At 59.7% G+C, this 18,742-nt stretch carries 15 protein-coding genes and 1 pseudogene; 12 read left to right on the top strand and 4 right to left on the bottom strand.

Annotated elements, in window-relative coordinates; translation table 11 throughout:
• On the bottom strand, positions 1-168 hold a 168-nt coding region (rpsB, locus tag ACIOWA_RS15070; protein WP_401160493.1), incomplete at its 3' end, for a 30S ribosomal protein S2.
• A gap of 373 nt (positions 169-541) precedes the next feature.
• Between rpsB and map the strand changes: the two genes are divergently transcribed.
• The 4 genes from map to ACIOWA_RS15050 all read left to right on the top strand — a co-directional run bounded on the left by map (position 542) and on the right by ACIOWA_RS15050 (position 6,335).
• Positions 542-1,324: a type I methionyl aminopeptidase gene (gene map, locus ACIOWA_RS15065; protein WP_339430543.1), complete on the top strand. Its 783-nt coding sequence runs from the start codon at positions 542-544 to the stop codon at positions 1,322-1,324.
• A gap of 43 nt (positions 1,325-1,367) precedes the next feature.
• Positions 1,368-4,070: a [protein-PII] uridylyltransferase gene (locus ACIOWA_RS15060; protein ID WP_401160488.1), complete on the top strand. Its 2,703-nt coding sequence runs from the start codon at positions 1,368-1,370 to the stop codon at positions 4,068-4,070.
• Positions 4,071-4,114: 44 nt separating this feature from the next.
• A complete protein-coding gene (gene dapC / locus ACIOWA_RS15055) occupies positions 4,115-5,314 on the top strand; it encodes a succinyldiaminopimelate transaminase (RefSeq protein ID WP_339507504.1) in 1,200 nt (399 codons plus the stop codon).
• Positions 5,315-5,588: 274 nt separating this feature from the next.
• Positions 5,589-6,335: a M12 family metallopeptidase gene (locus ACIOWA_RS15050; protein ID WP_339430540.1), complete on the top strand. Its 747-nt coding sequence runs from the start codon at positions 5,589-5,591 to the stop codon at positions 6,333-6,335.
• Here ACIOWA_RS15050 and ACIOWA_RS15045 read toward each other — a convergent pair.
• Positions 6,328-7,959: a Na+/H+ antiporter gene (locus ACIOWA_RS15045; RefSeq protein ID WP_339430539.1), complete on the bottom strand. Its 1,632-nt coding sequence runs from the start codon at positions 7,957-7,959 to the stop codon at positions 6,328-6,330. The genes ACIOWA_RS15050 and ACIOWA_RS15045 overlap by 8 nt on opposite strands.
• 183 nt (positions 7,960-8,142) lie before the next feature.
• Here ACIOWA_RS15045 and ACIOWA_RS15040 point away from each other — a divergent pair, with 183 nt between their 5' ends.
• The 4 genes from ACIOWA_RS15040 to ACIOWA_RS15025 all read left to right on the top strand — a co-directional run bounded on the left by ACIOWA_RS15040 (position 8,143) and on the right by ACIOWA_RS15025 (position 11,329).
• Positions 8,143-8,505: an ArsC family reductase gene (locus tag ACIOWA_RS15040; RefSeq protein WP_003222107.1), complete on the top strand. Its 363-nt coding sequence runs from the start codon at positions 8,143-8,145 to the stop codon at positions 8,503-8,505.
• 33 nt (positions 8,506-8,538) lie between these two features.
• Entirely contained in the window at positions 8,539-9,573 is a 1,035-nt protein-coding gene (gene dapD, locus ACIOWA_RS15035) for a 2,3,4,5-tetrahydropyridine-2,6-dicarboxylate N-succinyltransferase (RefSeq protein ID WP_339494449.1), read from the top strand.
• Positions 9,574-9,722: 149 nt separating this feature from the next.
• Complete coding sequence (locus tag ACIOWA_RS15030) at positions 9,723-10,928, top strand: cysteine desulfurase (RefSeq protein WP_339430537.1); 1,206 nt, start codon at positions 9,723-9,725, stop codon at positions 10,926-10,928.
• Entirely contained in the window at positions 10,925-11,329 is a 405-nt protein-coding gene (locus ACIOWA_RS15025; RefSeq protein WP_339430536.1) for a SufE family protein, read from the top strand. The genes ACIOWA_RS15030 and ACIOWA_RS15025 overlap by 4 nt, the downstream gene beginning before the upstream one ends.
• Positions 11,330-11,411: 82 nt before the next feature.
• Here the strand turns inward: ACIOWA_RS15025 and tcdA are convergent, their stop codons facing one another.
• A complete protein-coding gene (tcdA, locus tag ACIOWA_RS15020; RefSeq protein WP_401160484.1) occupies positions 11,412-12,224 on the bottom strand; it encodes a tRNA cyclic N6-threonylcarbamoyladenosine(37) synthase TcdA in 813 nt (270 codons plus the stop codon).
• Between the two features lie 220 nt (positions 12,225-12,444).
• Here tcdA and ACIOWA_RS15015 point away from each other — a divergent pair, with 220 nt between their 5' ends.
• The 4 genes from ACIOWA_RS15015 (at position 12,445) to ACIOWA_RS15000 (ending at position 17,690) form a co-directional block, all read left to right on the top strand.
• Complete coding sequence (locus ACIOWA_RS15015; RefSeq protein ID WP_401160482.1) at positions 12,445-15,036, top strand: glycosyltransferase; 2,592 nt, start codon at positions 12,445-12,447, stop codon at positions 15,034-15,036.
• Between the two features lie 240 nt (positions 15,037-15,276).
• Positions 15,277-16,428, top strand: a complete 1,152-nt coding sequence (gene dapE / locus ACIOWA_RS15010) for a succinyl-diaminopimelate desuccinylase (protein ID WP_339430533.1) — start codon at positions 15,277-15,279, stop codon at positions 16,426-16,428.
• Positions 16,428-17,237, top strand: coding sequence for a putative RNA methyltransferase (locus ACIOWA_RS15005; RefSeq protein WP_339430532.1), 810 nt, complete (start codon positions 16,428-16,430; stop codon positions 17,235-17,237). Before dapE ends, ACIOWA_RS15005 begins: the two co-directional genes overlap by 1 nt.
• Before the next feature lie 75 nt (positions 17,238-17,312).
• Positions 17,313-17,690, top strand: a complete 378-nt coding sequence (locus ACIOWA_RS15000) for a hypothetical protein (protein WP_339430531.1) — start codon at positions 17,313-17,315, stop codon at positions 17,688-17,690.
• A gap of 53 nt (positions 17,691-17,743) precedes the next feature.
• On the opposite strand, the pseudogene ACIOWA_RS14995 reads toward ACIOWA_RS15000, so the two are convergent.
• Positions 17,744-18,742: pseudogene (locus ACIOWA_RS14995) on the bottom strand (hypothetical protein); the annotation flags it as partial.

The raw sequence follows: 18,742 nt of genomic DNA, 5'->3' as shown, positions 1-18,742 counted from the left end.
GAAAGTCAGAGCATCGTTGAACATAGGCAGGGTTTTTTCAAGGTTCATAATGTGAATCTTGTTACGCGCGCCGAAAATGTACTTACCCATTTTCGGATTCCAGTAACGGGTTTGGTGACCGAAGTGCACACCGGCCTTCAGCATATCGCGCATGTTGACTTGGGACATGATAGTTCCTTAATAAGTCGGGTTTGGCCTCCACGTATCCCAATGACCAACCAGTGGCATAAAGCCAAAAGCACCCAGGTCATCGTGTCGACACGTGTGTGGATTTAAGCTTTTCGGGGCATCCCCGGAAAGCGGCGCATTTTATACCACAGGGTGTGCAGAAACGGAACCCGAAATCTGTAATCACACCAAGGACATGGGCGCAGCCCCCTTGGAATCGGCCCGGCACCCGCCATTGTATAGAGAGAAGCGATGCACACCGGCGCGGAATTGCTCCTTTGGTCTGTTAGAATCGCGTTTTTCGGGGTCGCAAAACCAACAGTTGCCACCCTACCCGTATCAGCAAGCGCCGCCGAGCGCAGAGAGAGCCTGTATGACCGTCAACCTCAAAACCCCCGAGGACATCGCTGGTATGCGTGTCGCCGGCAAACTGGCCGCCGATGTGCTGGAAATGATTGCCGAGCATGTAAAACCGGGCATTACCACTGATCAATTGAACCAGATCTGCCACGACTACATCGTCAATGTGCAGCAGGCCATCCCTGCCCCGCTCAACTACAAGGGCTATCCGAAGTCGATCTGCACCTCGATCAACCATGTGGTCTGCCACGGCATCCCGAACGACAAACCGCTGAAAAACGGCGACACCCTGAACATCGACGTGACCGTGATCAAGGACGGCTATCACGGCGACACCAGCCGCATGTTCCACGTCGGCGAAGTACCGGTCTGGGCCGAGCGCCTTTCGCAGATCACCCAGGAATGCATGTACAAGGCCATCGAGATCGTCAAACCTGGCTGCCGCCTGGGTGACATCGGTGAAGTCATCCAGAAGCATGCGGAAAAAAACGGTTTCTCGGTGGTTCGCGAATTCTGTGGTCACGGCATCGGCAAGGTGTTCCACGAAGAGCCACAGATCCTCCACTACGGCCGCGCCGGCACCGGCATGGAACTGAAGGCCGGCATGACCTTCACCATCGAGCCGATGATCAATCAGGGCAAGGCCGACACCAAAGTATTGGGCGACGGCTGGACGGCGATCACCAAGGACCGCAAGCTCTCGGCACAGTGGGAACATACCCTGCTGGTAACCGACACTGGCTACGAGATCTTCACTCTGCGCGCCGACGACACCATCGCGCGCATTTCGGCCTGATCCCCAGCACGCTCTCAGCCTTTTACAGAAGGAAAGCCAATCGATGCCGCAGGTGGATCCCGAACTCTTCGACCGCGGCCAGTTCCAGGCTGAACTGGCCCTGAAAGCGAGCCCCATAGCGGCGTTCAAGAAGGCTATCCGCCAGGCCCGCGAGGTGCTCGACACACGTTTTCGCTGCGGCCGTGACATCCGCCGGCTGATCGAAGACCGCGCCTGGTTCGTCGACAACATCCTGCAAAAGGCCTGGGAGCAGTTCAACTGGAGTGAAGACGCCGATATCGCGCTGGTCGCGGTCGGCGGCTACGGTCGAGGGGAGTTGCACCCTTACTCGGACATCGATCTGCTGATCCTGCTGGACAGCGCCGATCACGAAGTTTTCCGCGATTCCATCGAGCGTTTTCTGACTTTGCTGTGGGACATCGGCCTCGAAGTCGGTCAGAGCGTTCGCTCGGTCGATGAATGCGCCGAAGAAGCCCGCGCCGACCTGACAGTGGTCACCAACCTGATGGAAAGCCGCACCATTTGCGGCCCCGAGCGTTTGCGCCAGCGCATGCTGGACGTCACCAGTACCGCGCACATGTGGCCAGCCAAAGAGTTCTTTCTGGCCAAGCGCGCCGAACAGAAGACTCGCCACCACAAGTACAACGACACCGAATACAACCTGGAACCCAACGTCAAAGGCTCGCCCGGCGGACTGCGGGACATTCAGACGATTCTTTGGGTTGCCCGTCGTCAATACGGCACTCTCAACCTGCGCGCGCTGGCCGGCGAAGGCTTCCTGGTCGAGAGCGAAAACGCCTTGCTCGCCTCTTCGCAGGAGTTTTTGTGGAAGGTGCGTTACGCCCTGCACATGCTGGCCGGACGCTCTGAAGACCGTCTGCTGTTCGATTATCAACGCACCATTGCCGGGTTACTGGGTTTTGAAGGTGACGACGCCAAGCAGGCCGTCGAAAACTTCATGCAACAGTACTTTCGCGTAGTGATGAGCATCGCCCAGCTCAGCGACTTGATCATCCAGCACTTCGAAGAGGTCATTCTCGCACCGGAGGACGAAGCACCGCCGCAACCGATCAACTCGCGCTTCCAACTGCACGACGGCTATATCGAGGCGCGCAGTGACAATGTATTCCGCCGCACGCCGTTCGCCATGCTCGAAATTTTCGTGTTGATGGCTCAGCAGCCTGAAATCAAAGGCGTGCGTGCCGACACCATTCGCTTGCTGCGCGAGTACCGTCACCTGATCGACGACAACTTCCGCAACGATATCCGCAATACCAGCCTGTTCATCGAGCTGTTCAAGTGCAAGGTCGGCATCCACCGAAACCTGCGGCGGATGAACCGTTACGGCATTCTCGGGCGCTACCTGCCGGAGTTCGGCTTTATCGTCGGGCAGATGCAGCACGACCTGTTCCACATCTATACGGTCGACGCACACACCCTGAACCTGATCAAACACCTGCGTAAGTTGCAGTACACCCAGGTATCGGAAAAATTCCCGCTGGCCAGCAAGCTCATGGGCAAGCTGCCCAAACCGGAGCTGATCTACCTCGCCGGCCTGTACCACGACATCGGCAAGGGCCGGCATGGCGATCACTCGGAAATCGGTGCGGTCGATGCCGAGGCGTTCTGCCAGCGTCATCAGTTACCCGTATGGGACAGCCGTCTGATCGTCTGGCTGGTGCAGAACCACCTGGTGATGTCGACCACGGCCCAACGTAAAGACTTGTCCGACCCGCAAGTGATCCACGACTTCGCTCAGGCCGTCGGCGACGAAACCCGCCTCGACTACCTGTATGTGCTGACGGTCGCCGATATCAACGCGACCAATCCGACACTCTGGAATTCATGGCGCGCGAGCCTGCTGCGCCAACTCTACACCGAGACCAAACGCGCCCTGCGCCGAGGCCTCGAGAACCCGGTGGATCGCGAAGAGCAGATCCGCCAGACCCAGAGCGCGGCCCTGGACATCCTGGTGCGCGGCGGCACCGATCCGGACGATGTCGAGCAATTGTGGGCGCAGTTGGGCGATGACTACTTCCTGCGTCACACAGCAGGCGATGTGGCCTGGCACAGCGATGCAATTCTCCAGCAGCCCACCGATGGTGGCCCACTGGTGCTGATCAAGGAAACCACCCAACGCGAGTTCGAGGGCGGTACGCAGATCTTCATCTATGCACCCGATCAGCACGATTTCTTTGCCGTGACCGTGGCGGCGATGGACCAGCTCAACCTGAACATTCATGATGCCCGGGTCATCACCTCGAGCAGCCAGTTCACCCTCGACACCTACATCGTGCTCGACACCGATGGCGACTCGATCGGCGACAACCCGGCCCGGGTCAAGCAGATCCGCGAAGGCCTGACCGAAGCCTTGCGCAACCCGGACGACTACCCGACGATCATCCAGCGCCGGGTACCACGCCAGCTCAAGCACTTTGCCTTTGCGCCGCAGGTGACGATCCACAACGACGCCCAGCGACCGGTGACAGTGCTGGAGCTCACCGCGCCCGACCGGCCAGGACTGCTGGCGCGCGTTGGCGGGATATTCCTCGAGTTCGACCTGTCACTGCAGAACGCCAAGATCGCCACGCTGGGCGAACGGGTGGAAGACGTGTTCTTCATCACCGACGCGCACAATCAGCCGTTATCCGATCCGCTGCTGTGCAGCCGTTTGCAGGATGCGATCATCGAACATCTGAGCGTCAATCAGGAACCCGATATCAAACTGTCGCGCATCAGCATCTGACTGCGCGCCCGGATTAATCTGCTTTGCATTGAGACCCTGCACGAATGAACAACGCTCTGAACCAGCTCCAGCCCTACCCTTTCGAAAAGCTGCGCGCCCTGCTCGGCACCGTCACGCCGAATCCGGACAAGCGCCCGATCGCGCTGTCCATCGGTGAACCGAAGCATCGCTCGCCAAGCTTCGTCGCCGAGGCGTTGGCCAATAATCTGGATCAGATGGCGGTGTACCCGACCACGCTCGGCATTGCGGCGCTGCGCGAAGCCATTGCCGGCTGGTGCGAGCGCCGCTTCGGCGTGCCCACCGGCTGGATCGACCCGGCGCGCAACGTGCTGCCGGTCAACGGAACCCGTGAGGCGCTGTTTGCCTTCACCCAAACCGTGGTCAACCGGGGTGACGACGCACTGGTGGTCAGCCCGAACCCGTTCTATCAGATCTACGAAGGCGCCGCCTTCCTCGCCGGTGCCAAGCCGCATTACCTGCCGTGCCTGGACGAGAACGGTTTCAACCCCGACTTCGATGCCGTCTCGCCGGACATCTGGAGGCGCTGCCAGATCCTGTTCCTGTGCTCGCCGGGTAACCCGACGGGTGCGCTGATCCCGGTCGAGACCCTGAAAAAACTCATCGCCCTGGCCGACGAATACGATTTCGTGATCGCCGCCGATGAGTGCTACAGCGAGTTGTACTTCGACGAACAGACGCCCCCGCCGGGCTTGCTCACTGCTTGCGTAGAACTGGGCCGCAAGGACTTCAAACGCTGCGTGGTCTTCCACAGCCTGTCCAAGCGCTCCAACCTGCCGGGGCTGCGCTCCGGTTTCGTCGCCGGCGATGCCGACATTCTCAAAGGCTTCCTGCTGTATCGCACCTACCACGGTTGTGCGATGCCGGTACAAACCCAACTGGCCAGCGTTGCCGCGTGGAATGACGAAGTGCATGTACGTGCCAACCGTGCGCTGTACCGCGAGAAATTCGATGCCGTATTGGAGATCCTCAGCCCGGTGCTGGATGTGCAGCGCCCGGATGGCAGCTTCTATCTGTGGCCGAATGTGCAAGGTGATGACGCGGCGTTTTGCCGTGACCTGTTTGCCGAAGAACATGTGACTGTGGTGCCGGGCTCCTATCTCTCCCGGGAAGTGGATGGCGTCAACCCTGGGGCTGGCCGCGTGCGCATGGCGCTGGTAGCCCCCTTGGCAGAATGCGTTGAAGCGGCTGAGCGGATTCGCGCTTTTATTACTCGCAAGCAGTAACTTCCGAAGTCTTGCGCCAGGCAACCTGGCGCAACGGCCTGATTAAAAGTTACACATTCACCCCATCAACAGTCTCCTGTCCGGCCGCCCTGAGTTATCCCTGTGCGCCAATACTCCAAACCCTGAAAAAAAATGCAATAGCGGAACGTGGATCCAGCATAAAGTTACAACATCTGCCCCCAAAGAACGCCCAACCAGATTATCTTCGCATCCGCTTAAACAGGTTTGTCCAATGGATCAGGACAGACATTCACAACCAACACGGATGTTAATCATGCAAATATTCCACTATGTAGAACTGAAGCTGCAGAATAAAAACAACTGCACTGACTCGATCAATGAAGAACATACCGAAGACCGGGTACAACCGTTGTCTCAAGGACGTCACAAGCGCTCAGTTGCTTATGCCAACTATTTCTGGGAAAACGCCAGCACCCTTAAAATCTCTTTCGCCCACGATGTTCCTGTTGACCTGAGAGACCGAATCGAAAGGATCATTCGCCAATGGGAGCCTTACGTCAGTCTGGCCTTTGAAATCGTGGCGGATGACAAGGGGGAAATTCGCATCGCTGTGGGCGGCAAGGATAGCTACTCGACCATGGGGACAGAAGCACTCAACATCCACGCTGACCTTCCGACCCTGTGCATCGGAGTAGAACCGGACCACTTTGATTTTGAGCGCACACTGCTTCATGAGTTTGGTCATGCTTTGGGCTTTCATCATGCGCACCTGCACCCCCAGGCCAATATTCCGTGGAACAAACCGGTAGTTTATAACTTCTTCAAAACCAACTTCGGCTGGACCAAAGCACGAGTCAACCTTAATCTCTTTGATGTTGACCCGACCCAAACACTGTCTTTTGGCAAGTACGATAAAGACTCCGTCATGCACTACCACATACCAGACTTCATGACCTTGTCGAATTGGCAGACAAAAATAAATACAACACTCAGCGAAGGCGACAAGTTGTTTGCAAGTCAGACCTACCCCCCCATCAACTATCGCCAACTGCCTATTTGATCTTTCCCAGATTCGCCTCGCTCAAGTCCAGGTCAGCCAGCACTTCCCTGAGCACGTCATCGCCGATCCGGTGATGGCGACTCAGGCTATAGAGCTCAAGGCGCTGCGCCCGCAGTGCCTTCACACGCAAATGACGTTCCAGCAGATCCATCTGGAACGCCAGCGCCTGCGCTTCGGCGGAATCATTGAACACGTCCAGTTGATGGCGATATTCGGACATGATCCGGGCCTTGAGCTCTGCCGCCAACGCCGCTTGTGCAGCGTCCTGCGGGGGGAACTCTTCGGTTTCAAGCGCATGAATGGCCGCTTCAGCGGTTTGGCGCCAGGCATCGCGGACTTCCTGACGGCGTTTGTCGTCTGGACTCTTCTGGATTCCATGCAGCAACAGCGGCAGCACAATGCAGGCCGATATCAACGACAGCAGGATCACGCCGGCAGCGATGAAGATCAGCAGATCACGCTCAGGAAATGCGTGCGCCCCTATCAACATCGGTACCGACATCACGCCCGCCAGTGTCACCGCCCCTCGCACACCGCCGACGGTCAACAACCAGCAGGAACGGGCGGTGGGCACTTGTGTCAGCTCACCTTTGCCACGCAAACGCCGCAGCAGCACGGACAACCGCCAGATGCTTTGCACCCAGATAAACCGCAGCAGCACCAACGCCAGGAAAATCGCCACCACATCGAGGCAGCGATAAAACAACGTTGGCCACAGCGTCGGCTCATGGCTGACCACCGCCTTGATAATGTCCGGCAACTGCAAGCCCAATAGCAGAAAGATCAGGCCGTTGAAGGCAAACTCCAGCAGCGACCAGACGCTGCGATTGAGCAGTCGGGTGCTGGTCTGGCGCGGCAGCAGGTCGAGCCAGCTCTGCATCATCCCCGCCGCCACCGCCGAAAGAATGCCCGACACACCCAGGCGCTCAGCCAAAACGTACGCGGCGAACGGCAGCAACAACATGAACACCACATGGGTGGCCGGATCATCCCAGCCACGGGCGATCATCCAGGCGCGCCCGCGCCCGACCAACCAGCTCAATGCCACGCCAACGGCCAGCCCGCCGATTGCCACCACGACAAAGTCCAGGCTCGCATTGGCAAGCGAGAACACTCCGGTGACGGCTGCCGCCAAGGCGAACTTGAACGTCACCAGGCCCGACGCATCATTCATCAGTGCCTCGCCTTGAAGCATGTGCATCAGCGGCGTCGGCAGGCGGTTCTGCGAAATAGCCGAGACGGCCACGGCGTCGGTTGGCGACAACACGGCTGCCAGAGCAAAAGCCACGGGCAACGCAATCGTCGGCAGCAACCAATGAATGAAGTACCCGGCGCCGACCACGGTGAACAGCACCAACCCCACCGCCAGCGTCAGGATGGGCCCCCGCAGATGCCAGAGCTCGCGTTTGGGCATGCGCCAGCCGTCGGAAAACAGCAGCGGCGGCAGGAACAGAAACAGGAACAGCTCCGGGTCGAGCGCCACATGCAGACCCAGCGTCGGCCAGGCCAGCAAGGCACCGGCGGCGATTTGCACCAGAGGCAATGGCAACGGGATGACCCGTCCGAGCAAACGCGAGACGCTGACCAGCATCAGCAGGATCAGGACGGTGTAGGCAGTTTGCATAAAGCACAAATCTCAGGAGATCGACAGCGTTGAACTGCCATATTAGCCGCTTAGGATGCGCGTGACCGTTGCACCTACGTCGCAGTCTCGCCAACTCGCGCCCACAGGTTTTGCGCTTTACCCGAAGGGGCATGGCATAATCCCGGACCATTTTTTTCCAGCACCTGTAAAGGGGGCGATTCCTTGACCGTTTCAAGTAAAACGTTGCACCTTTTCGGCATCAAAGCCTGCGACACCATGAAAAAGGCGCGCACCTGGCTCGATGAACACGCTGTCAGCTACGACTTCCATGATTACAAAACCGCCGGTATCGACCGTGAACACCTGACCCAATGGTGTGACGAGCACGGCTGGCAAACGGTGTTGAACCGCGCAGGCACGACCTTTCGCAAACTCGACGACGAACGCAAAGCCGATCTCGACCAATCGAAAGCCATCGAACTGATGCTCGCTCAACCCTCGATGATCAAGCGCCCGGTGCTCGATCTCGGTGACCGAACCCTGATTGGCTTCAAGCCAGATATCTACGCGGCCGCACTCAAGTAAAGCAGCCCGTCACTTATTGCTAGAGGTATTCACATGTCCAACTCCCTGTTCAGCATCGCCTTCGGCGTCGGCACACAAAACCGTCAAGGCGCATGGCTGGAAGTGTTCTACGCACAGCCACTGCTCAACCCGTCGGCAGAACTGGTCGCGGCTGTTGCGCCGATCCTCGGTTACACCCAAGGCAACCAGGCCATCACCTTCACCACCGCGCAGGCTGCGCAACTGGCTGAAGCGGTCAAAGGCATCGACGCCGTTCAAGGCAAACTGCTGACCCGTCTGGCCGAGAGCCACAAGCCGCTGGTCGCCACCGTACTGGCCGAAGATACACAACTGACGTCGACGCCAGAGGCTTACCTCAAGCTGCACCTGCTGTCCCACCGCTTGGTCAAGCCGCACGGTGTGAGCCTGGCCGGGATCTTCCCGCTGCTGCCAAACGTTGCCTGGACCAGCCAGGGGGCGATCGACCAGAGCGAACTGGCCGAAATGCAACTCGAAGCCCGTCTGCGTGGCGAGTTGCTGGAAGTGTTCTCGGTGGACAAATTCCCGAAAATGACCGACTACGTCGTTCCGGCCGGCGTACGTATCGCTGATGCCTCGCGCCTGCGTCTGGGCGCCTATGTGGGCGAAGGCACCACCGTCATGCATGAAGGTTTCATCAACTTCAATGCCGGCACCGAAGGCCCGGGCATGATCGAAGGCCGTGTATCCGCTGGCGTCTTCGTCGGCAAGGGTTCGGATCTGGGTGGCGGTTGCTCGACCATGGGCACCCTGTCGGGCGGCGGCAACATCGTAATCAAGGTGGGTGAAGGCTGCCTGATCGGCGCCAACGCCGGTATCGGTATTCCGTTGGGCGACCGCAACACCGTCGAGTCGGGCCTGTACGTGACCGCCGGCACCAAGGTGGCGCTGCTGGACGAGCACAACAATCTGGTCAAGGTGGTGAAGGCCCGCGAGCTGGCCGGTCAGACTGACCTGCTGTTCCGTCGCAACTCGCAAACCGGTGCCGTGGAGTGCAAAACCCACAAGTCGGCCATCGAACTGAACGAAGCGCTGCACGCTCACAACTAAGCAGCCACCCGATCCCCTGTGGGAGCGGGCTTGCTCGCGAAAGCGTCCTGTCACTCAACAGCAGTGCTGAATGACACTACGCTTTCGCGAGCAAGCCCGCTCCCGCAGGGTCTGGCGTAAACCCCGCCCAAATTCACAGGGCTGAACAGATGATGATTCCCTCCCCGTGGCGCGCCGACTTCCCGGCCATCGCCGCACTGCAACGGCAAGACCAGACTTACCTGGACAACGCCGCCACCACGCAAAAACCCCAGGCCCTGCTCCACGCATTGGCGCATTACTACGCCAACGGTGCAGCGAATGTGCACCGTGCGCAGCACTTGCCCGGCGCCCATGCCACGCAAGCGTTCGAAGACAGTCGCCTCAAGGTTGCCCAGTGGCTCAATGCCGGGGACAGCGGGCAGATCATCTTCACCCACGGCGCCACCAGTGCGCTGAATCTCCTGGCGTATGGCCTGGAACATCTTTTCCATCCGGGCGATGAAATAGTCATCAGCGCCCTGGAGCATCACGCCAACCTGCTGCCGTGGCAGCAACTGGCGCAACGTCGCGATCTGAAACTGGTGATCCTGCCGCTGGATGACGACGGTTTGATCGACCTCGCGGCGGCGGTGCGTTTGATCACCCCGCGCACCCGATTGCTGGCGGTCAGTCAGTTGTCCAACGTGCTCGGCGCCTGGCAACCACTGCCCGCGTTGCTGGCCATGGCCAAGGCGCAAAACGCCCTGACCGTGGTCGATGGCGCCCAGGGCGTGGTACATGGTCGGCAGGACGTGCAGGCCCTCGGTTGCGACTTCTATGTGTTTTCCAGCCACAAGCTGTATGGCCCTGATGGCCTCGGCGTGTTGTTCGGGCGCAACAAGGCGCTTGAACACCTGAAGCCGTGGCAGTTCGGCGGCGAAATGGTGCTGGAAGCCAATTATCACGACGCGCGCTTCCGCCCGGCGCCCCTGGGTTTCGAGGCGGGCACGCCGCCGATTGCCAGTGTGATCGGCCTCGGGGCGACCCTCGATTATCTGGCTGGGCTGGATCAGGACGCGGTGTCTGCTCACGAAGCGGCGCTGCATGATTATCTGCTGTGCGGCCTCGCCGCTCGCAACGGCATTCGCGTGCTGGGCTCGCCGCAACTGGCGCTGGCCAGTTTTGTCGTCGAAGGCGTGCACAACGCCGATCTGGCGCACTTGCTCACCGAGCAAGGCATTGCCGTGCGCGCCGGGCATCACTGCGCCATGCCACTGCTCAAAAGCTTCGAGCTCGCTGGGGCGATTCGCGTATCGCTGGCGCTGTACAACGACTCCGAAGATCTGGAGCGCTTTTTTGAAGCGCTGGATCAGGCGTTGGAATTGTTGCGATGAGCCTGCCGATCGCCGCCGCGCAAGCGCTGCAAACCTTTCAGAATGCTGCCGGTTGGGAACAGCGGGCGCGGTTGCTGATGCAGTTCGGTGATCGTCTGCCGCCGCTGGGCGATGCGGATAAAAACGATGCCAACCGGGTGCATGGTTGTGAAAGCCAAGTGTGGCTGGTGGGCAAACTGCAGGACGGTTACTGGCAATTCAGCGCCAGCAGCGATGCGCGGATGATTCGCGGGTTGGTGGCGTTGCTGCTGGTGCGGGTCAACGGGTTGACTGCTGATGAATTGCAGCAGGTGGATTTGCCGGACTGGTTCAGCCAGTTGGGGCTTTCGCGCCAGCTTTCACCGTCGCGCAGTAACGGCTTGAATGCCGTGCTCAAGCGGATGAATGCGCTGGCTGTTTGATCGCCTTCGCGAGCAAGTTTGCCCCCACAGGGGAACGCATCCCAATGCGGGCTTGCTCGCGAAGGGGCCATCAGCCCCTGCATCAAACCTGAGGTTTGACTCGGTCAGCCGGGCGCCGAACACCCGCCACAAGCTTGTCCACAGCCTTGGTCGCCGCGACCATGCCAAACGTCGCCGTCACCATCATCACCGCGCCAAATCCACCGGCACAGTCCAGTTTGACGCCGTCGCCGACAAAGCTCTTCTGCAAACAAATGCTGCCGTCAGGCTTCGGATAGCGCAGTTGTTCGGTGGAGAACACGCACGGCACGCTGTAGTGACGGGTCACGGTGCGCGAAAAACCGTAATCGCGGCGCAACGTAGAGCGCACTTTCGAGGCCAACGGATCATTGAACGTGCGGTTCAGGTCGCAGACCTGAATCAGCGTCGGGTCAATCTGCCCGCCCGCACCGCCCGTGGTGATGATCTGGATCTTGCGGCGTTTGCACCAGGCGATCAACGCAGCCTTGGCGTTGACCGCGTCGATGCAGTCGATCACGCAGTCGATGTTTGGCGTGATGTATTCGGCCATCGTGTCACGGGTGACGAAATCCGCCACCGCGTGCACCGTGCAGTCGGGATTGATCCCGCGCAGGCGCTCGGCCATGACCTCGACTTTGGGTTTGCCGACGGTGCTGTCCAGCGCATGCAACTGCCGGTTGGCGTTGCTGACGCAGACGTCGTCCAGGTCGAACAGCGAGATTTCACCCACGCCGCAACGGGCCATGGCTTCCGCCGCCCAGGAACCGACGCCGCCGACGCCGACGATCGCCACATGGGCGGCCCGCAGACGCTCCAGGCCTTCGATGCCATACAAACGGGCGATGCCTGCAAACCGTGGATCTTCTGTACTCATGACCATTACCCCAAAAACCGGCGCGCATTATAGGGCTACGCAGCGACAAGTTTTAAGCTTCAAGCTACAAGTGTAAGAACTTAAGTCAACGCCGGTTGCCCAATGTCAGTCATTTCCCTGTCCGATGTACGACTGGCGAACTGCCGGTGTAGGATGCGCGCCCCTCTGGCGTACAGCCGACCGATCCTCCGTTCCACAGCCTTTGGAACCCGAAACAGCTATGTCATCGCGTAAATTTGGACTCAACCTGGTGGTGGTTCTGGCAATCGCCGCCCTGTTCACCGGTTTCTGGGCGCTGATCAATCGCCCGGTTTCTGCACCGAACTGGCCGGAGCAGATCGCCGGTTTCTCTTACTCGCCATTTCAGCAGGGACAATACCCACAGAAGGATCAGTATCCGTCTGATGAGGAGATGCGCCGCGACCTGGAGATCATGAGCAAGCTGACGGACAACATCCGCATCTACTCGGTCGACGGCTCCCTGCAAGACATCCCGAAACTGGCTGAAGAATTCGGTTTACGCGTGACCCTCGGGATATGGATAAGCCCCGATCAGGAACGTAACGAGCGGGAGATCACTCGCGCAATCGAACTGGCCAACACTTCGCGCAGCGTGGTTCGGGTGGTGGTCGGTAACGAGGCGATTTTCCGCAAGGAAATCACTGCCGAGCAACTGAGCGTGTTGCTTGATCGCGTACGCGCAGCCGTGAAAGTGCCGGTGACCACCTCCGAGCAATGGCACGTTTGGGAAGAACACCCGGAACTGGCCAAGCACGTTGACCTGATCGCCGCGCACGTGCTGCCGTACTGGGAATTCATCCCCGTCGACAAGGCCGGACAGTTCGTTTTCGACCGTGCCCGCGACCTGAAAAAGATGTTCCCGAAAAAACCGCTGCTGCTGTCCGAAGTGGGCTGGCCGAGCAACGGCCGCATGCGCGGTGGCGCCGACGCGTCGCCGGCGGATCAGGCGATCTACCTGCGCACGCTGGTCAACAAACTCAACCGCCAGGGCTTCAACTACTTCGTGATCGAAGCCTTTGATCAGCCGTGGAAGGCCAGTGACGAGGGGTCGGTCGGCGCGTACTGGGGCGTGTTCAACGCGGCGCGTCAGCAAAAATTCAACTTTGAAGGCCCAGTGGTGGCGATTCCGCAATGGCGCGTGCTGGCCATCGGTTCGGTGGTGCTGGCGCTGCTCTCGCTGACGCTGCTGATGATCGACGGCTCGGCCCTGCGCCAGCGTGGCCGTACCTTCCTGACCTTTATCGCGTTCCTCTGCGGTTCGGTTCTGGTGTGGATCGGTTACGACTACAGCCAGCAATACAGCACCTGGTTCAGCCTGACGGTGGGTTTCCTCCTGGCGCTGGGTGCGCTCGGGGTGTTCATCGTGTTGCTCACCGAGGCACATGAACTGGCCGAAGCGGTGTGGACTCACAAGCGCCGACGAGAATTCCTGCCGGTGATCGGCGATTCGGACTACCGACCTAAAGTGTCGATCCATGTGCCCTGCTACAACGAGCCGCCGGAGATGGTCAAACAGACCCTCAACGCCTTGGCCAACCTCGACTATCCGGACTTCGAAGTCCTGATCATCGACAACAACACCAAGGACCCGGCGGTGTGGGAACCGGTGCGCGACTACTGCGCAACCCTCGGCCCGCGCTTCAAGTTCTTCCATGTAGCGCCGTTGGCAGGTTTCAAGGGCGGCGCGCTGAACTACCTGATCCCGCACACCGCCAAGGACGCCGAAGTGATCGCCGTGATCGACTCCGATTACTGCGTGCACCCTGACTGGCTCAAGCACATGGTGCCGCACTTCGCCGATCCGAAAATCGCCGTGGTGCAGTCGCCGCAGGATTATCGCGACCAGAACGAAAGCACCTTCAAGAAACTCTGCTACGCCGAGTACAAAGGTTTTTTCCACATCGGCATGGTCACCCGTAATGACCGTGACGCGATCATCCAGCATGGCACCATGACCATGACCCGTCGCTCGGTTCTGGAAGAACTGGGCTGGGCCGACTGGTGCATCTGTGAAGACGCCGAACTGGGTCTGCGTGTGTTCGAAAAAGGCCTGTCGGCGGCGTATTACCACGACAGCTACGGCAAAGGTCTGATGCCGGACACCTTCATCGACTTCAAGAAGCAGCGTTTCCGCTGGGCCTATGGCGCCATCCAGATCATCAAGCGCCATACCCGCAGTCTGCTGCGCGGCCAGGACACCGAACTGACTCGCGGCCAGCGCTACCACTTCCTCGCGGGCTGGTTGCCGTGGGTCGCGGACGGGATGAACATTTTCTTCACCATCGGCGCTTTGTTGTGGTCGGCGGCGATGATCATCGTGCCGCAACGGGTCGACCCGCCGCTGCTGATTTTCGCAATCCCGCCGCTGGCGCTGTTCGTGTTCAAGGTCGGCAAGATCATCTTCCTGTATCGCCGCGCGGTGGGCGTGAACCTCAAGGATGCGTTCTGTGCGGCACTGGCCGGGCTGGCGTTGTCGCACACCATCGCCAAAGCGGTGCTGTACGGCTTCTTCACCAGCAGCATTCCGTTCTTCCGCACGCCGAAAAACGCCGACAACCACGGCTTCTGGGTGGCGATTTCCGAAGCACGGGAAGAATTGTTCATCATGCTGCTGTTGTGGGGCGCGGCGCTGGGGATCTTCCTGGTGCAAGGCATTCCGAGCAACGACATGCGCTTCTGGGTGGCGATGCTACTGGTGCAGTCGCTGCCGTATCTGGCGGCGCTGATCATGGCGTTCCTGTCGTCACTGCCAAAACCTGCCGCGACGCCTGAGCCGGCACCGGTCGTCTAAATACTCATCGATGCACTAAACGGCGGCCAATGGTCGCCGTTTTGCTTTAAGATAACCGCCATTTTGCGGGGCTTGGCGTGATACGCGGTCTGACTGACCGGACTGTATCCCTGTGGGAGCGGGCTTGCTCGCGAATGCGGTGTGTCATTAAAAGTTGATGTTGACTGGCACAATGCATTCGCGAGCAAGCCCGCTCCCACATTTAGTCCGCGCCCACATTCATGATCTTCGGAGTTCTCCATGACGGCCCACGCCGACCTTTCGCCGACCCTCCAACTCGCCATCGACCTGATCCGCCGTCCGTCCGTGACGCCGGTCGACGCCGATTGCCAGAAGCAGATGATGCAGCGCCTGGGCGATGCCGGTTTCACGCTGGAGCCGATGCGCATCGAAGATGTGGATAACTTCTGGGCCATCCACGGCAACAACGACGGCCCGGTGCTGTGCTTCGCCGGTCACACCGACGTGGTGCCGACCGGCCCGGTGACCGCCTGGCAGATCGATCCGTTCAATGCGGTGATCGATGAACACGGCATGCTCTGCGGCCGTGGCGCGGCAGACATGAAAGGCAGCCTGGCGTCGATGACCGTGGCCGCTGAGCGTTTCGTTGCCGATTACCCGAATCACAAGGGCAAGGTCGCGTTTCTGATCACCAGCGACGAAGAAGGCCCGGCGCACCACGGCACCAAGGCTGTGATTGAGCGTCTGGCGGCGCGCAAAGAGCGTCTGGACTGGTGCATCGTCGGCGAACCGTCGAGCACCACACTGGTGGGCGACGTGGTGAAAAACGGCCGTCGCGGCTCGCTTGGCGCCAAACTCACCATCAAAGGCATTCAGGGCCACGTCGCCTACCCGCATCTGGCGAAGAACCCGATTCACCTCGCGGCGCCGGCCCTGGCTGAACTGGCCGCCGAGCATTGGGACCACGGCAACGACTTCTTCCCGCCGACCAGTTTCCAGATTTCCAACGTCAACTCCGGCACCGGCGCGACCAACGTGATTCCGGGCGATCTGGTGGCGGTGTTCAATTTCCGCTTCTCCACCGAATCGACCGTTGAAGGCCTGCAAAAGCGCGTGGCCGACATCCTCGACAAGCATGATCTGGACTGGCACATCGACTGGGCGCTGTCCGGCCTGCCGTTCCTCACCGAGCCGGGCGCGCTGCTCGACGCGGTGTCGTCGAGCATCAAGGACATCACCGGCCGCGAGACCAAGGCGTCCACCAGCGGCGGCACGTCCGATGGCCGTTTCATCGCGACCATGGGCACCCAAGTCGTTGAGCTGGGCCCGGTCAACGCAACCATTCACCAGGTCAACGAGCGCGTACTGGCCGCCGATCTCGACGTGCTGACCGAGATCTACTACCAGACCCTGATCAAGTTGCTCGCCTGATGCTGGCATGCCCAATCTGCAGTGAGCCGCTGAACGCGGTAGACAACGGCGTGGTTTGCCCCGCCGGGCATCGCTTCGACCGTGCGCGCCAGGGTTACTTGAACCTGTTGCCGGTGCAGCACAAAAACAGCCGCGACCCTGGCGACAATCAGGCGATGGTCGAGGCGCGCCGCGACTTCTTGAACGCCGGGCATTACGCGCCGGTGGCCAAGCGTCTGGCCGAGCTGGCAGCGAGTTACGCACCGGCGCGCTGGGTCGATATCGGTTGTGGCGAGGGTTACTACACCGCGCAAATCGCCGAAGCCCTGCCGGATGCCGATGGCTACGCGCTGGACATCTCTCGCGAAGCGGTCAAACGCGCGTGCAAACGCAATCCGCAACTGACCTGGTTGATCGCCAGCATGGCCCGCGTGCCATTGGCGGCGGGCAGTTGCCAGTTTCTCGCCAGTGTTTTCAGTCCGCTGGACTGGGAAGAGGCCAAGCGCCTGCTCAGCGTCGGTGGCGGCCTGATGAAAGTCGGCCCGACCAGCGGCCATCTGATGGAACTGCGCGAACGTCTTTACGACGAGGTTCGCGAATACACCGACGACAAGCATCTGGCCTTGGTGCCGTCAGGCATGGCACTGGCACACAGTGAGACGTTGGAGTTCAAGCTGACGCTGGACAAACCCGAGGATCGCGCCAACCTCCTGGCGATGACACCCCACGGCTGGCGCGCCAGTGCCGAACGCCGCACGGCGGTGATCGAACAGGCCGAGCCGTTCGTGACCACCGTGTCGATGCGCTACGATTATTTCGTTCTTCAATAACTTTTGGTCTCGGGCAAGTGCCCGGGGCCGGCTAAATCCGCGAATGGATTTTTCAGACCCGCAGTGAGGACATCCATGCGCCAACCGGATATCGAGATTTACCTGAAAGACGCCGACGTCGACCACAAAGCCATTTCCGCCTGGCTCGGTGAAGCGTTGGGCCCGTGCAGCGACTGGGTACAGAAAGGCCAGACCTACAAGTGCAAGGCCGGCAACATCCCGGTGACCTGGCTGCCCAAAGCCGTGGGCAAGTGGAACAGCCTGTACCTGGAAAGCGATGCGACCCCATGGGACGACGACATCGCCTGCGCCCGCGCCGCGTTTGCTGCGCTGAACGTCGAAGTGCGTTGTGCACCGGGGACGTGGGTCGAGGAAGAAGGCGAGGAAACGGCGGATCGCTGGATGCGCATCAGCGCTGATGGTGAAGAAGAGATCACCTGGAAAACCGCCTGAACAACCCGGCGCCATATCTGTCCCGCGACGGATATGGCGCCCGATTTTTTGTCCTAGATCCCTTGATCGGCATCGGAGTAACTGAAGATGTTCGCTGCATGGGGCGAGACTTTAATGACAGGAATACGTCTACCTGTCGTTTTCAAGAAGTCCCGCTGAATATTCTTCGCTCCTTCCACACCGACCGCCCGGCTCGCAGTATTGAAGTAGATGAACGCCTTGATCGGCAGATTCGAAATGTTCTGCGGCCAGGTCTTAATCATCACCTCGTTTTGTCGCCACGAAGCCAGTTCACCCGCTGGATTTTCCCGCGAAAGTAAACTGAGTGCGAACCCCGCCCTATCCACACCGAAACTGCATTGATGGTGATAGCGGTTGGTGCTGCTGGCTGGATACTGCCGGAAGTGCGCACGCCAGGTCGTCAGTGTCGTGAGGCCTTGAGCAGCACATGGAACACTGCTGCTCGGGAAATTGCTCGCAGCCCCGCAGCCGGCTGCACTACGAATCAAAGTGCCCCCATCGTAGGGGTATGAACACAGGACTTGAAGCGGGTAGCCCCCATTGACGGTAAAGTTCTGCCCCGTTTCCAGAACAAAACCCTGGGTTCGACTACCTTGCAGTTGATTCATGCCAATACCCGTCTTCATGTAGCTGAATGACACCCCGCCTAGTTTTTCGGCGCCCGGACTAGGGTTCCAGGCATGAAATGCCGTCGAATCATCAACTGTGCGAATCAGTACCCCGGCGCAGTACCATGCTCCCAGACTGGAATTGCTCGGACAGCTATTACTTGTCGTCGAATATTGTACGTTCAACTCATTTGCAACCCGTGGGCCGTCGCCCGGAGCGGCAACACCTGTCACCTTGATCGGCAAGGGAGATGAAGTGATCAGATTCCCGACACCGCCCACTTTATAGGTGTAAGTCAGGTTGACCGTACGTGCCTTGTTTTCAGTGATCCAGGCTTTGGGCAACTTGAAGGTCAGCGTGCCCACGGTGGACACGGTCTGGATTGGCGCATCACGCAACGCCACACCGGTCAGGCGCACACC

Source organism: Pseudomonas sp. NPDC087614 (genome assembly GCF_044743485.1).
Classification (GTDB): Bacteria; Pseudomonadota; Gammaproteobacteria; order Pseudomonadales; family Pseudomonadaceae; genus Aquipseudomonas; species Aquipseudomonas baetica_A.
Note: the sequence above shows the minus strand (reverse complement) of the source record. Positions and strands in the feature narration are given on the sequence as shown.

Bases quoted from the DNA above. Each gene is read 5' to 3' on its own strand.
- ACIOWA_RS15015 (WP_401160482.1), top strand. From the start codon at position 12,445: ATGTCATCGCGTAAATTTGGACTCAACCTGGTGGTGGTTCTGGCAATC.
- ACIOWA_RS15060 (WP_401160488.1), top strand. From the start codon at position 1,368: ATGCCGCAGGTGGATCCCGAACTCTTCGACCGCGGCCAGTTCCAGGCT.
- ACIOWA_RS15045 (WP_339430539.1), bottom strand. From the start codon at position 7,959: ATGCAAACTGCCTACACCGTCCTGATCCTGCTGATGCTGGTCAGCGTC.
- dapE (WP_339430533.1), top strand. From the start codon at position 15,277: ATGACGGCCCACGCCGACCTTTCGCCGACCCTCCAACTCGCCATCGAC.
- ACIOWA_RS15025 (WP_339430536.1), top strand. From the start codon at position 10,925: ATGAGCCTGCCGATCGCCGCCGCGCAAGCGCTGCAAACCTTTCAGAAT.
- map (WP_339430543.1), top strand. From the start codon at position 542: ATGACCGTCAACCTCAAAACCCCCGAGGACATCGCTGGTATGCGTGTC.
- tcdA (WP_401160484.1), bottom strand. From the start codon at position 12,224: ATGAGTACAGAAGATCCACGGTTTGCAGGCATCGCCCGTTTGTATGGC.
- ACIOWA_RS15050 (WP_339430540.1), top strand. From the start codon at position 5,589: ATGCAAATATTCCACTATGTAGAACTGAAGCTGCAGAATAAAAACAAC.
- ACIOWA_RS15005 (WP_339430532.1), top strand. From the start codon at position 16,428: ATGCTGGCATGCCCAATCTGCAGTGAGCCGCTGAACGCGGTAGACAAC.
- ACIOWA_RS15000 (WP_339430531.1), top strand. From the start codon at position 17,313: ATGCGCCAACCGGATATCGAGATTTACCTGAAAGACGCCGACGTCGAC.
- dapC (WP_339507504.1), top strand. From the start codon at position 4,115: ATGAACAACGCTCTGAACCAGCTCCAGCCCTACCCTTTCGAAAAGCTG.
- dapD (WP_339494449.1), top strand. From the start codon at position 8,539: ATGTCCAACTCCCTGTTCAGCATCGCCTTCGGCGTCGGCACACAAAAC.
- ACIOWA_RS15030 (WP_339430537.1), top strand. From the start codon at position 9,723: ATGATGATTCCCTCCCCGTGGCGCGCCGACTTCCCGGCCATCGCCGCA.